The organism is Azonexus hydrophilus DSM 23864 (genome assembly GCF_000429605.1).
Classification (GTDB): Bacteria; Pseudomonadota; Gammaproteobacteria; order Burkholderiales; family Rhodocyclaceae; genus Azonexus; species Azonexus hydrophilus.
This window is the reverse complement of the sequence record NZ_AUCE01000013.1, coordinates 175,320-188,915: the sequence shown is the minus strand read 5'-3', so window position 1 is coordinate 188,915 and position 13,596 is coordinate 175,320. Positions and strand designations below refer to the sequence as shown.

14 protein-coding genes are annotated in these 13,596 nt (G+C 65.1%); 7 read left to right on the top strand and 7 right to left on the bottom strand.

The annotated features are described in order from the left end of the window. Positions 1 to 13 precede the first annotated feature (13 nt). Both G471_RS0108110 and G471_RS17075 read left to right on the top strand, forming a co-directional pair. Positions 14 to 418: a hypothetical protein gene (locus G471_RS0108110; protein WP_088177964.1), complete on the top strand. Its 405-nt coding sequence runs from the start codon at positions 14 to 16 to the stop codon at positions 416 to 418. Continuing rightward, complete coding sequence (locus G471_RS17075; RefSeq protein WP_081700163.1) at positions 415 to 1,242, top strand: HesA/MoeB/ThiF family protein; 828 nt, start codon at positions 415 to 417, stop codon at positions 1,240 to 1,242. Before G471_RS0108110 ends, G471_RS17075 begins: the two co-directional genes overlap by 4 nt. On the opposite strand, the gene ribD is transcribed toward G471_RS17075, so the two are convergent. The 5 genes from ribD to G471_RS0108080 are packed head-to-tail and all read right to left on the bottom strand — an operon-like array spanning position 1,157 to position 5,816. After that, positions 1,157 to 2,245 (bottom strand): bifunctional diaminohydroxyphosphoribosylaminopyrimidine deaminase/5-amino-6-(5-phosphoribosylamino)uracil reductase RibD, encoded by a 1,089-nt coding sequence (ribD, locus tag G471_RS0108100; RefSeq protein WP_028994912.1) that lies wholly within the window; start codon positions 2,243 to 2,245, stop codon positions 1,157 to 1,159. The genes G471_RS17075 and ribD overlap by 86 nt on opposite strands. Further along, complete coding sequence (gene nrdR, locus G471_RS0108095) at positions 2,242 to 2,706, bottom strand: transcriptional regulator NrdR (RefSeq protein ID WP_028994911.1); 465 nt, start codon at positions 2,704 to 2,706, stop codon at positions 2,242 to 2,244. Before nrdR ends, ribD begins: the two co-directional genes overlap by 4 nt. Positions 2,707 to 2,712: 6 nt before the next feature. After that, the gene (gene glyA, locus G471_RS0108090) at positions 2,713 to 3,963 is read right to left on the bottom strand and encodes a serine hydroxymethyltransferase (RefSeq protein ID WP_028994910.1); all 1,251 of its coding nucleotides are present in this window, start codon (positions 3,961 to 3,963) and stop codon (positions 2,713 to 2,715) included. A 40-nt stretch (positions 3,964 to 4,003) separates the two neighbouring features. Beyond that, positions 4,004 to 4,657, bottom strand: coding sequence for a histidine phosphatase family protein (locus G471_RS0108085; RefSeq protein WP_028994909.1), 654 nt, complete (start codon positions 4,655 to 4,657; stop codon positions 4,004 to 4,006). A gap of 4 nt (positions 4,658 to 4,661) precedes the next feature. Further along, on the bottom strand, positions 4,662 to 5,816 hold the full coding sequence (locus G471_RS0108080) for a TRAP transporter substrate-binding protein (protein WP_028994908.1): 1,155 nt from the start codon (positions 5,814 to 5,816) through the stop codon (positions 4,662 to 4,664). Between the two features lie 110 nt (positions 5,817 to 5,926). Between G471_RS0108080 and G471_RS17070 the strand changes: the two genes are divergently transcribed. Then, a complete protein-coding gene (locus G471_RS17070; RefSeq protein ID WP_051295362.1) occupies positions 5,927 to 7,000 on the top strand; it encodes a DUF294 nucleotidyltransferase-like domain-containing protein in 1,074 nt (357 codons plus the stop codon). A 6-nt stretch (positions 7,001 to 7,006) separates the two neighbouring features. On the opposite strand, the gene pmbA is transcribed toward G471_RS17070, so the two are convergent. Further along, a complete protein-coding gene (gene pmbA / locus G471_RS0108070) occupies positions 7,007 to 8,350 on the bottom strand; it encodes a metalloprotease PmbA (RefSeq protein ID WP_028994907.1) in 1,344 nt (447 codons plus the stop codon). A gap of 68 nt (positions 8,351 to 8,418) precedes the next feature. Here pmbA and yjgA point away from each other — a divergent pair, with 68 nt between their 5' ends. Then, positions 8,419 to 8,955 (top strand): ribosome biogenesis factor YjgA, encoded by a 537-nt coding sequence (gene yjgA / locus G471_RS17065; RefSeq protein ID WP_043421183.1) that lies wholly within the window; start codon positions 8,419 to 8,421, stop codon positions 8,953 to 8,955. Continuing rightward, positions 8,942 to 9,544, top strand: a complete 603-nt coding sequence (gene mog, locus G471_RS0108060; RefSeq protein ID WP_028994906.1) for a molybdopterin adenylyltransferase — start codon at positions 8,942 to 8,944, stop codon at positions 9,542 to 9,544. Before yjgA ends, mog begins: the two co-directional genes overlap by 14 nt. Before the next feature lie 4 nt (positions 9,545 to 9,548). Here mog and G471_RS0108055 read toward each other — a convergent pair whose 3' ends face one another. Beyond that, a complete protein-coding gene (locus G471_RS0108055; protein WP_028994905.1) occupies positions 9,549 to 11,090 on the bottom strand; it encodes a hypothetical protein in 1,542 nt (513 codons plus the stop codon). 114 nt (positions 11,091 to 11,204) lie between these two features. Between G471_RS0108055 and G471_RS0108050 the strand changes: the two genes are divergently transcribed. Both G471_RS0108050 and pgi read left to right on the top strand, forming a co-directional pair. Continuing rightward, the gene (locus tag G471_RS0108050; RefSeq protein WP_028994904.1) at positions 11,205 to 11,999 is read left to right on the top strand and encodes a thymidylate synthase; all 795 of its coding nucleotides are present in this window, start codon (positions 11,205 to 11,207) and stop codon (positions 11,997 to 11,999) included. A gap of 3 nt (positions 12,000 to 12,002) precedes the next feature. After that, positions 12,003 to 13,595 (top strand): glucose-6-phosphate isomerase, encoded by a 1,593-nt coding sequence (gene pgi, locus G471_RS0108045; RefSeq protein WP_028994903.1) that lies wholly within the window; start codon positions 12,003 to 12,005, stop codon positions 13,593 to 13,595. The last annotated feature ends 1 nt before the right edge of the window (position 13,596 follow it).

Here is a 13,596-nt window from a genome sequence, read left to right as displayed (position 1 = left end):
GCACGGAGGGATGATGGGCAACAACGCAGACCTCAGGAAGAAAAGGGAGATCCTGTTCTCCAAGTTCCCGCCCGGCCAGGTGCCGGAGGCGGCGGACGACCTGAAGAACATGGACGAAATCGACGTCGAGCCGAAGTACGAGAAGCGTGCGCTCGGCGTCGAGTACGAACTGACCCAGCACACGCTGGCCGAGCTGGAAGACCATCTGGAAGACAAGGGCTACCACCTCGACAACACGCTGATGAGCAAGCTGACACGCGCGCTGATCCATTACGTCGAGGACACCCAGTTGCACAACATGGTCGTTCCTGAAAAACGCCTCAAGCCGACGCCTGAAGGCGCTTACGTGCAAGCCTGGGAACACCGCCCGCACGGCGACCACGACGATACGCCGCCGGAGTGGCGCGAGTACAAGTGACCGACGAGCAGCTTCTCCGCTACAGCCGGCACATCCTGCTCGACGCGCTCGGCATCGAGGGGCAACAGCGCATTCTCGACACTCACGCCTTGATCGTTGGCGCCGGCGGCCTCGGCTCGCCGGCAGCGCTTTATCTTGCCTCGGGCGGCATCGGCAGGATCACGCTGGTCGACGACGATGCGGTCGACCTGACCAACCTGCAACGCCAGATCATCCACACCGAGGCTCGCGTCGGCATGGCCAAGGCCGAATCCGGCCGGCTGGCGCTGGCCGCACTGAACCCCACGATCGAAGTCGTTCCGCTGCAACAGCGCCTGGCCGGCGCCGAGCTCGACGCGCTGGTTGCCAGCGCCGACATCGTCCTCGACTGCACCGACAATTTCGCCACCCGCCACGCCATCAACCGCGCCTGCGTGCATCACCGCAAGCCATTGGTGTCCGGCGCCGCCATCCGCTTCGACGGCCAGGTCAGCGTCTACGACCTGGCCCGCGACGACGCCCCGTGCTACCACTGCCTGTTTCCCGAAGGCGAGGATGTCGAGGAAGTCCGCTGTGCGGTGATGGGCGTGTTCGCCCCGCTGACCGGCATCGTCGGCACGATGCAGGCAGCCGAAGCACTGAAGCTCGCCGCCGGCATCGGTGAATCGCTGAGTGGCCGCCTGCTGCTGCTCGACGCCCTGAACATGGAATGGCGGACCGTGAAGTTTCGCCGCGACCCGGACTGCGCGGTCTGCGCGCCTAACTCGGCCGTGCGGTCAGGCGAATATCTGCGCCAATCTGCCGCAGATCGAGAATCTTCAGCGCCCGCTTGTCGGCTAGCGTAGTCAGCGCCGGCAGGCTGAACAAGCCGGCCGCGTCGTCGCCAATCAGGCAGGGCGCGAGGTAGAAGACGAATTCGTCGACCAGGCCTTCGCGCAGCAAGGAGCCGTTGAGTTTGCTGCCGGCTTCGGCATGCACCTCGTTGATGCCGCGCCGCCCCAGTTCCTGCAGCAGCGCCGCCAGGTCAACCTTGCCCCGGGGATTGGGCAGGAAAACGATTTCGGCACCGGAGTCGCGCAGCCGCGCGGCCCGCTCCGCGTCGTCCTCCGCCGCAAAGATCAGCGTTCCGCCACCGGTCAGGATCTTCGCCGTCGGCGGCGTTTCCAGACGGCTATCGACCACCACCCGCAGCGGTTGGCGCGGGGTGTCGACATCGCGCACGGTCAGACTGGGATCGTCGTCACGGACGGTGCCGACCCCGGTCAGCACGGCGCAGGCTCGCGCCCGCCAGCGATGACCATCGCGACGCGCATCCGGGCCGGTGATCCACTGGCTGACGCCGTTGTTCAGCGCCGTCTTGCCGTCCAGGCTGGCTGCCGCCTTGAGCCGCAACCACGGCCGACCACGGGTCATGCGCGAGACGAAGCCGATGTTCAGCTCACGCGCCTCGTTTTCCATCAGGCCGCTGGCCGTCTCGATCCCGGCCGCCTGCAGCAGGCTCAGACCGCGCCCGGCAACCAGCGAATTCGGATCGCCCATCGCCGCGACGACGCGGCTGACGCCGGCAGCGATCAGCGCTTCCGCACAGGGCGGCGTACGCCCGTGGTGGCTGCAGGGCTCCAGCGTGACGTAAGCGGTGGCGCCACGCGCCCGCTCGCCAGCGGCACGCAGGGCGTGGACTTCGGCATGAGGTTCGCCCGCCTTCTCGTGCCAGCCTTCGCCGACGATTTCACCCGCGCGGACCAGCACGCAACCGACACGCGGATTGGGCGAGGTCGTCCACAGGCCGCGTTCAGCCAGTTGCAGCGCCCGCGCCATCATGCTGCGGTCGAGGGCGGAAAAACTCATTTCTTGCGGGAAACCGGTGAGACTTCCTTGATCGCCTTGGAGAAGGCGTCGACGTCTTCGAAATTGCGATAGACGGAGGCAAAGCGGATGTAGGCGACCTTGTCGAGCTTCTTCAGCTCGCGCATCACCAGTTCGCCCAGTTGCTGCGTGCTGACCTCGCGTTCGCCGGCGGTGAGCAGCTTTTCCTCGATGTCGGCGATTGCCGCGTCGACCGATTCGATCGACACCGGCCGCTTGCGCAGCGCCAGCTCGAGGCTGGCGCGCAGCTTGGCACGGTTGAAGTCGGCGCGCAGGCCGTTCTTCTTGACCACCTGCGGCAACTGGATTTCGGCCCGTTCGTAGGTGGTGAAACGCTTGTCACAGGCAGCGCACTTCCTGCGGCGACGGACGATGTCGCCCTCTTCGGAAACCCGGGTGTCGACCACCCCGGTTTCGTCATTGCCGCAGAAAGGACACTTCATGGGCTTTTAGGCACCGTAGACCGGGAAGCGCTTGCACAGCGCCGACACCTGCTCACGGACACGGGCGGCAACCGCTTCGTCGTTCGGCGCGTCGAGCACGTCGGCGATCAGGTGAGCGATCTGCTCGGCTTCGATCTCGGTGAAGCCGCGCGTCGTCATCGCCGGCGAACCGATGCGGATGCCGGAGGTAACCATCGGCTTCTGCGGGTCGTTCGGGATGCCGTTCTTGTTGACGGTGATGTGGGCATTGCCCAGCGCCGCTTCGGCTTCCTTGCCGGTCAGGTTCTTGGCGCGCAGGTCGACCAGGAAGACGTGGCTTTCGGTACGGCCGGAGACGATGCGCAGGCCGCGCTCTTCACCCAGCACGCGGGCCATGACGCGGGCGTTCATGATCACCTGCTCCTGGTAGTTCTTGAACTCGGGCGTCGCCGCTTCCTTGAAGGCAACAGCCTTGGCAGCGATCACGTGCATCAGCGGGCCGCCCTGCAGGCCTGGGAAGATGGCGGAGTTGATCGCCTTCTCGTGTTCGGCCTTCATCAGCACGACGCCGCCGCGCGGACCGCGCAGGGTCTTGTGCGTGGTCGTGGTGACGACATCGGCGAACGGCACCGGGTTCGGGTAGAAACCGGCAGCGATCAGACCGGCGTAGTGAGCCATGTCGACCCAGAAGATGGCGCCGACTTCCTTGGCGATCTTGGCAAAGCGCTCGAAATCGATGCGCAGCGCGTAGGCCGAAGCACCGGCGACGATCAGGCGCGGCTTGTGCTCGCGGGCCAGCGCTTCCATCTTGTCGTAGTCGATTTCTTCCTTTTCGTTGAGGCCGTAGGAGACGACGTTGAACCACTTGCCGGACATGTTCAGCGGCATGCCGTGGGTCAGGTGGCCGCCTTCGGCCAGGCTCATGCCCATGATCGTGTCGCCCGGCTTGCAGAAGGCCATCAGCACGGCCTGGTTGGCCTGCGAACCGGAGTTCGGCTGGACGTTGGCGGCATCGGCGCCGAACAGCGCCTTGATGCGGTCAATGGCAATCTGCTCGGCAACATCGACGTGCTCGCAACCGCCGTAGTAGCGCTTGCCCGGGTAGCCTTCGGCGTATTTGTTGGTCAGCTGCGAGCCCTGGGCTTCCATGACCGCCTTGCTGACGTAGTTTTCGGACGCGATCAGTTCGATGTGATCTTCCTGACGCTTGTTCTCGGCCTCGATGGCCGTCCACAGTTCAGGGTCAACTTTTGCCAGGGTGTCTTTCGCGGAAAACATGGAGGAATGCCTCAAGCCATTGAAAAGGGCAGGAATTTTATCACGAAGGCAGCTCGTCCAGCGCACCGTCGGCCAGATGCCCGGTTTCACCCCAGCTGTCCACCGCCCACCGCCCGTCGCACACGGAAATCCAGTTGATGCCGGCATTCGGAATCAGGAAGTCGCGCGGCATCTCGAGCGGGTTGCCGCGCACAAAACGGTTGATCACGTCGAGCACGCCACCATGGACGACGACGGCAACGTTCTGGCCGGGATGCCGGGCGGCGATTTCACTGAGCTTGCCGGTAACCCGGGCGAACATCGCCTTCAGGCTTTCGCCGTTCTCGAAATCGTAATCGGCATTGCGCCCCTCGAAAGCGGCATAGCCCTCGGGATAGCGCCGGGCGGCCTCGACATAGGTCAAGCCTTCGAAAACACCGTAGCGGCGCTCGCGCAGTTCCGGCGTGGACACTGCCTGCATGCCCAGGCAGCGACCAATTTCGGCCGCCGTATCCCAGGCCCGGCGCAGATCGCTGGCGTACAGCGCGGTAATCCCCGCCGGCGCCAGCCAGCGCCCGGCCGCCATCGCCTGCCGGCGTCCGGTATCGTTCAGACCGATATCGATCTGCCCCTGGATGCGTCGTTCGGCATTCCATTCCGTCTCGCCGTGGCGGACGATGCACAAACGCGTGCACGGCTTCTGATCGTCGCTCATGGGATCAGGCCTGCGACTGGAGGAAGACATCCATGCGGTTCTCGGCAACGCTGAACCAGGCATTCTGGCTGCGCCGGTACTTGTCGTAGGCGGTCAGGATTTTCTTGAATGCCGGATTCTTCTTCGCCTCATCGGCGTAGATCTGTTGCGCCGCCTTGTAGGCCGCCTTGAGGATGGGTTCGGAAAACTCCTGCAGCTTGACCCCGCTCTGCAACAGCTTGGTCAGGGCAATCGGATTCTGGTGATCGTAGCGGGCCATCATGGCCACGTTGGCCTCGTAAGCCGCAGCCCGGAAAACTTCCTGGTACTCGCGCGGCAGCTTTTCCCATTCCGCCTGATTGACGAAGAAATGGATGGTCGGCCCTGGCTCCCACCAGCCGGGATAGTAATAATTCTTGGCCACCTTGTAGAAACCCAGGCGCTCGTCGTCGTAGGGACCGACCCACTCGGCGGCATCGATCGTGCCGCGCTCGAGCGCCGGATAGATGTCGCCACCGGCGATCTGCTGCGGCACCACACCGAGTTCGGAGAACACCGCTCCGCCCAGGCCGGCGATGCGCATCTTGATCCCCTTGAGGTCGTCGACCGTAGCCACCGTCTTGCGCCACCAGCCGCCCATCTGCGCCCCGGTATTGCCGCCGGCAAACGATAGCAGCCGGTAGTTGGCGTAAAAATCGTCGAGCAGCTCCTGACCGCCGCCGTAGTAGATCCAGGCATTCATCTGCCGGGCATTCAGGCCGAACGGCATCGCGGTGCCGAAGCCGAAGGTCTTGTCCTTGCCGACATAGTAGTAGGAACAGGTGTGCGCCACCTCGACCGTGCCTTGCTCGACGGCATCGAGCGCCTGCAGGCCGGGCACGATCTCGCCGCCCTGGAAGACACGGATATCGAAACGCCCGCCGGTCATCGCCCGGACGCGGTTGGCGAGCACTTCGGCGCCACCGAAAATGGTGTCCAGGCTGCGCGGAAAACTCGACGTCAAACGCCAGCGAATCGCCGGCAAACCGGGCTGAACCGCCGGCGCCGGCGGCGGTTCCGGCGGGGCCGCAGGGGCGGCGACAGGTTCGACTGCCGGCGGCGCTTCGTCCCGGCCACAAGCGGCCAGCGAAGCAGCGGCGGTACCCAGCGCGGCTTTTACCAGGAAATCTCGGCGTTGCATGTCATGTCTCCTCCTGCCTGCGCAGGATAGGGCTGTTTTACGATATGCCTGCATTTTTCCGCAAACCCGGCGATTTGGCGAGCATCTGGCACAGATTCCCGGCAGCGCTTATGCTTACAGGCAACATCCGCCTGGCGAAAAACCTCCTGAACACGCATTTCCAGCACTTCCTCCGGCATCTCGCCGACGCCCCGACGCCCCAGGCCCTGGCCCGGCTGGCCGAGGCTCTGGGCGGTCTGTGGCTGGCCGCAGCCCAGGACGGGACAGCGGAAAGCGCCGCCGGGCTGGTCAGCGATGCGGCCGACGCCCTGACCCGGCGCCTGCTGCAACTGGCGCAGGCCGAACTTGGGCCGCCGCCGGTGGCCTATGCCTGGATTGCCTACGGATCGCAGGGCCGGCGCGAACTGACGCTCAACTCCGACCAGGACAATGCCCTGGTGTTCGCCGAGGATTACCGCGAAAACCGCCACGGCGCCTATTTCGCCGAACTCGCCGGGCGCGTCTGCAGCGGCCTGGCCGACTACGGTTTCATTCTGTGCCCAGGCAACATGATGGCCAGCAACCCGGCCTGGCGGCTGCGCAGCAGCGACTGGGCGCAGCACTTTCACGACTGGATCGTCGCCAGCGACCGGCACAAGGCCCGGCTGGCCGGCAACTTCTTCGATCTGCGCGGCATCGACGGCGACGCCCGGCTGCTGAGCCCGCTGTTCGCCACCCTGGCCGAGCTCTGCCCACGCCACGATTCGCTGCTCGCCCACTGGGTCGCCAATGCCAACGTGGCACCCTCGGCGCTGGGCATGTTCCGGCGCTTCATCGTGGACGACAGCGGACGCCTCGACCTCAAGCACGCCGCCACCATCCCGCTGGTCGAACTGGCGCGCATCCACAGCCTGGCGGCCGGCTTTGTCCACACCAGCAGCACGCTGCCGCGTCTGCTCGCCGCTGCCGGCAAGCGCTGGTTGAGCGAAGCGGGCGCTCACGATCTGGCCGGGAGCTGGGCCTTCATTGGCGAACTGCGTGTCCGCCAGCAACGGCAGGCGCTGATGCGCGGAGAAGCACCGGACAACCATATCGATCCGTCTGCGCTATCGCCCGAGACGCAGGAAAAGCTGCGCCAGACGCTGCAACTGATCGCGCTGCACCAGCGGGCGCTGTTGCAGATCTATCCGCACATGCCCAGCTGAGGCCGATTACTCGCCAGCGATGGTCATCCGGTCAAGCAGGATCGAACCGGTCTGCTTGCTGCCGCGCACCTGCACATCGCGACCGACGGCGACGATGCCGGCGAACATGTCGCGCAGATTGCCAGCGATGGTGATTTCCTCGACCGGGTGCACGATCTTGCCGTTCTCGACCCAGAAACCAGCCGCGCCGCGCGAGTAATCGCCATTCACGTAATTGACGCCATGACCGAGCATCTCGGTCAGCAGCAAGCCCCGGCCCATGCGCGCCAGCAGGCCGTCGCGGTCGAGTTCGCCGGGTTCGATGATCAGGTTGTGGCTGCCGCCGGCGTTGGCTGTCGTCTGCATGCCCAGCTTGCGGGCGGTATAGGTGGACAAGAAGTAGCGCTGGAGCACGCCGTCGACCACCACATCGCTGTCGCGGGTGGCGACGCCGTCGCTGTCGAAGGCGGCGCTGGCCAGGCCGCAAGGGATGTGCGGACGCTCGACGATGCGCACGAAGTCCGGCATGATTTTCTTGCCCAGATGGTCGATCAGGAACGAGGCCTTGCGGTACAGGGCGCCGCCGCTCGCCGCATGCACCAGGCTGCCGAGCAGGCCGGCGGCCAGCGGCGCCTCGAACAGTACCGGGTATTCGCCGGTGCGCAGCTTGCGCCCGCCGAGCCGGGCCACCGCCCGTTCGGCGGCGATGCGGCCGACACTCTCCGGGCTTTCCAGGCGAGCGGCATCGCGGTGCGTGGTGTACCAGTCGTCACGCTGCATCTGGTCGCGCTCGCCGGCGATCACCGAAGCCGAAATGTAGTGGCGCGAGGTCGGATAACCGCCCATGAAGCCCAAGCTGTTGGCCGAGACGAAGTGCGCCTGCTGGGTCGAAATCGTCGCCCCTTCCGAATTGTCGATCAGCGGGCTGGCGTCGAACGCCGCCTGCTCGCAGCGGCGGGCCAGTTCGATCGACTCATCGACGCTCAGCGCCCACGGATGGTACAGGTCGAGATCGGGCCCTTCCTTGGCCATCAATGCCGCGTCGGCCAAGCCGGCGCAGTCGTCCTCGGCGGTGAAGCGGGCGATGTTCAGCGCCGCCTCGACCGTATCGCGCAGCGCCTGCGCGGAGAAATCCGAGGTGCTCGCATAGCCCTTGCGCTGCCCGGCATAGACGGTGATGCCGATGCCCTTGTCGCGATTGAATTCGATAGTCTCGACTTCGTCGCAACGGACCGTCACCGACTGCCCGAAACCCTCGGAAACATCGACTTCGCAGGCCGTCGCCCCCTTGTTCCGGGCGTGTTTCAAGACATCTTCGGCAAGCTGCTGGAGCACGGGGAAAGCGTGGGAAAAAGCGGCGGTTTCGGGCATGGAAGCGGCGTCGTTTCGGGGAAAAGTCGCTATCATAGCAGCCCGCCATTGCCGTACCGGACCCAGCCATGCAAGAAGAAGACTTCTCCGAAGATTACACGCGCCCTTCCAAGACCAAGTTGAAGGAAGCCATGCACGAATTGCGCGATCTCGGTGCCGAACTGGTCGAGCTCCCGGTCAGCCAGCTCAAGCGCATCGACTTGCCGGAAAACCTGCTGACCGCCGTCCGCGATTGTCAGAAAATCACCGCCCACGGTGCCCGCCGTCGGCAACTGCAATACATCGGCAAACTGATGCGCGGCGTCGATGACGAGCCGATCCGCGCCGGTCTGGCCAAACTGCGCGGCGAATCGGCGGCCGAAGTCGCCCGCATCCATCGCCTGGAACGCTTCCGCGTCCGCCTGATGGAAGACGAAACGACGCTGACTGAAATCGCCAATCAGTGGCCGGGCGTCGACATCCAGCACCTGCGTCAGTTGCGCCGCAACGCTCTGAAGGAACAGGAACTCAACAAGCCGCCGAAAAGCTTCCGCGCCATTTTCCAGATCCTGAAGGAACTCGACGGCACGCCGGCAGCCACGGAGAACGAAGATGGCGACGAATGACAGCCTGCGGGTCGGCCTGCGGGTCGGCCTGGTTTCGATCAGCGACCGTGCCTCGACCGGTGTTTACGAAGACAAGGGCATTCCGGCCCTGCAGGAATGGCTGGCCGGCGCCCTGACCACCCCCTGGCAGGTCGAGACCCGGCTGATCGCCGACGAACGGCCGTTGATCGAACAGACGCTGATCGAACTCGTCGACGACTGCGGCTGCCACCTGGTACTGACCACCGGCGGCACCGGCCCGGCGCTGCGCGACGTCACCCCGGAAGCCACACTGGCCGTCGGCGACAAGGAAATGCCGGGGTTCGGTGAAGAAATGCGCCGGATCAGCCTGAATTTCGTCCCGACCGCGATCCTCTCGCGCCAGGTGGCAGTGATCCGCAAGCAGGCCTTGATCATCAATCTGCCGGGCCAGCCCAAATCGATCCGCGAAACGCTCGAAGGCGTCCGCGACGCCGACGGCACGGTGCGCCATGTCGGCATCTTCGCTGCCGTGCCTTACTGCATCGACCTGATCGGCGGCCCCTGGATCGAAACCAACGACGCGGTAATCAAGGGTTTCCGCCCCAAATCCGCCGTTCGCCCGGCCTGAGCGCTCAGGCCGGAACGATACGGTAGCGCGCCAACTCGTAATCGTTGGTGTGTTCGACGACAACCAGCGGTTCGAGCACGACGCGCTGTCCATCCTGGCGATATTCGTAGGATTCGCGCGGGTCGAAGGTATAGGGCGGCAGGATCACCCGCAGTTCCCCGGGCGGATTGCCCTCAAGCAGCAGCAGCGACGGAATGCCGGCCACGGCGGCATAGCTTGACGCCATTTTCGGACGCAATTCGACCGACTCGATCAAGCGAGCCAGCGTCTCGATACCGACCCGGGCCTCGGTCGCCGACTCGCGGTGATAACGGCGCACGCAACCGAGCAACCAGTTCTCGCCACCCTCCGGCTGCAGGGCCAGCAGGGCACCGACCTTGAGCCATTCACCGGGAATGCTGTTGAGCGAGGCGCCGAAACCGCCCCGGCTGACATTCTCGACCACCCAGCTTTCGATCTGCAGGCCGGCCGGCCGGCCGCCGAATTCGCCGGAAAAGGCGACAAAGGCATTGACCAGTCCGTTGAGCACCGACATCCGGTGCTTGACGCGGTGCCGGTCGTGCCGTCGCTGCGGCGGAATCGGCGCCAGGTAGGCCGCCAGGTGACGCAATACCGGAATCAATGCCTTGGCCGGGTACTGCGCGCCGAGCATGATGTCTTCGGGCAGGTCGCCACCACGTTCGAGCAAGCCGAGCAAGGCCTGAATCTCGCCATGTGCCGCGCCGGGGCGGAAGAAGCGTAGACTGGCCTTGGCCTCCGCCGGCATCCTGGCCAGTCGCAACGGCGGCTGGGCCACTGCCAGATCGACCCAGTACACGCAATCGTGCTCGGCCTGTTCGGGAAAGTCGAAGCGACTCAGGAAATGGACGATGAAGCGCTCGGCCAGTTCGATCTCGAGCGGCAACAGGCTGTCCATCGACGCGGCCTGGAAAACCATGGCCTTGCGGTATTCGGCCAGCACCGAGGTGTTACCCGACACGCCGCCGATGTTGACGACCCGGGACGCAAAACCATGTTCGCCAGCCAGCAGCACCAGCCGCCCCATGCGCTGCCATAAATCGGCCGGCGTCGGGCCGTAGTGGAATTGCTCCCATTTCAGCACCGCCCGCAGGGCAGCCAGCAGGCGCGTGCACAGTGCCGGCAGGATGTACTTGCTTGTTTCGGCAGTCAGCCCCCGGGCCAGCAGGAGATCGAGCGTCTGCTCATACACCTTGGCCAGCAGCGACCAGAAGCCCCCGTTGATGGCCCACAGGCGCTTTTCCTCGGCCTTCGACAGGCGGACGGTATGCAGATATTCGCGCGCCAGCCGGCGCAGATGCGGGACGGCGGCGTCTTCCAAGTGGCGGATCGCGTCGAAACGCCGATCGACCGGAAAATCCTCAGCCACCAGCAGCGAATCCAGCCAGCCGCCGATCTCGTCCATGGCCTTGAAAGCATTGTCTTTGGGCAGTTCGCTGACGATGTGCTGCAACTCGCGGGCATCGGCCAAAGGATGGCCATGCCGCTTCTCGAACAGTCCGCCCAGGTTTCCCATCTTGTTCAGCAACGCACTCTCCCCCGCATCTTCAGCCGCTCATTCTAATCCAATCGACATGCGACACAAGAAGCCCCCGTCAGCTTGGGTTAGAATGCCCGCATCGCCATCATCACCAAGCACCCGATGCAGCAATACCTCGACCTGATGCGCCATGTCCTGGAAAACGGACAGGACAAATCCGACCGCACCGGCACCGGCACCCGCTCGGTGTTCGGCTGGCAGATGCGTTTCGATCTGGCCCAGGGCTTTCCCGCGCTGACCACGAAAAAGCTGCACCTGAAATCTATCATCCACGAACTGCTGTGGTTCCTTCAGGGCGACACCAACATCGCCTACCTGAAAGAGAACGGCGTCCGCATCTGGGACGAGTGGGCCGACGAGAACGGCGACCTCGGGCCGGTTTACGGCAAGCAATGGCGGCGCTGGGAATGCCCGGACGGCCGCCTGGTCGACCAGATCGCGCAACTGGTGCACAGCCTCAAGCACAACCCCGATTCCCGCCGGCACATCGTCTCGGCCTGGAATCCCGGCGACGTCGACAGCATGGCGCTGCCGCCCTGCCACTGCCTGTTCCAGTTCTACGTCGCCGACGGCAAGCTGTCCTGCCAGCTCTATCAGCGCAGCGCCGACATCTTCCTCGGCGTGCCGTTCAACATCGCCTCCTACGCGCTACTGACGATGATGCTGGCCCAGGTCTGCGGCTACCGCCCGGGCGACTTCGTCCATACCTTCGGCGACGCCCACCTGTACACCAACCATTTTGAACAGGCCCGGCTGCAGTTGTCGCGCGAACCGCGCGCCCTGCCGACGATGTGGATCAACCCCGAGGTCAAGGACATCTTCGCTTTCCGCTTCGAAGATTTCCGGCTCGACAACTACGACCCGCACCCGCACATCGCGGCGCCGGTTGCCGTCTGAATCATGGGACGCCTGACCGAGACGCCGGCCTGGCAGGCCCTCGCCCGCCACGCGTCGAACATCGCCCCGCGCCACCTGCGCGAGCTGTTTGCCGACAATCCGCAGCGTTTCGAGCAGCTCACGCTGCAGCACGGGCGACTGCTGCTCGATTTTTCCAAACAGCGCGTCGATGCCACGACCTTGCAGTTGCTGCGCGAACTGGCGGCCACCGCTGACTGGCAGGGCTGGATCGCCCGCATGCGCGACGGCGAGGCGATCAACCACACCGAGCGGCGGGCAGTCGGCCATTGCCGTCTGCGCGCCGGCAACGATGCGCCGGATGAAGTGCGTGCCGTACTGCAGCGCATGGAGGATTTCTGTGATCGCGTCCACGGCGGACAATGGCGCGGCTTTTCCGGCGAGCGCATCACCGACGTCGTCAATCTCGGCATCGGTGGTTCCGACCTCGGCCCGCGGATGGCGGCGCAAGCCCTGGCGGCTTACCGCCAGCCCGACCTGCGCGTGCATTTCGTCGCCAACCTGGACAGCGCCGACCTGGCCAGTGAACTGGTCCGGCTGAACCCGCGCACGACCCTGTTCATCGTCGCCAGCAAGACCTTCACGACGCTGGAGACGCTGACCAACGCCCGCACCGCGCGCGACTGGCTGCTCCATGCCGCGATCGACGAAAGCGCAGTCGCCCGGCACTTCGTCGCCGCCTCGACCAATCTCGAAGCCACCGCCGCCTTCGGCATCGCCCCCGAGAACGTTTTCCCGTTTGCCGACTGGGTCGGCGGGCGTTTCTCGCTGTGGTCGTCGATCGGGCTGCCGGTCGCGCTGGCCGTCGGCTTCCGCAATTTCGCGCAACTGCTGGCTGGCGCCCACGACCTCGACGAGCATTTCTTCTCGGCCCCGGCCGAGCGCAACCTGCCGCTGACCCTGGCCCTGCTCGGCCTGTGGAACAGCAATTTCCTCGACGCGCACAGCCAGGGCATCTTCCCCTACAGCCATTCGCTGCGCCTGCTGCCGACGCACCTGCAGCAGCTGGAAATGGAAAGCAACGGCAAGCGCGTCGACCGTGACGGCCAGTTCGTCGATTACTCGACCAACCCGGTGCTCTGGGGCGAGCCCGGGACCAACGGCCAGCACTCTTTCTTCCAGTTACTGCACCAGGGCAGCGAGCTGGTCGCCTGCGACTTCATCGCCCTCGGCCGCTCGGACTTCCCGCTGCCCGGCCACCACAGCAACCTGCTCGCCAACTGCCTGGCCCAGTCGTCGGCGCTGGCCTTCGGCCAGACGGCGGAAGAAGCCCGCGCCGCCGGTATCGACGAGGCACTGGTGCCCTACCGCACCTTCCCCGGCAACCAGCCGTCGACGACCATCGTCCTGCCCGAACTGAGCCCGTTCACCCTCGGTCAGCTGATCGCCCTCTACGAACACAAGGTGTTCTGCCTGGGCGTCCTGTGGAATCTCAATTCCTTCGACCAGTGGGGCGTCGAACTGGGCAAGCAACTGGCCAGCCGGCTGGCGCCGACGCTGCGCGGCGAGCGCCAGGACGAGGAACTCGACGCCTCGACCCGCGGCCTGATCGCCCACCTGCGTCAATTCCGGAACTGAA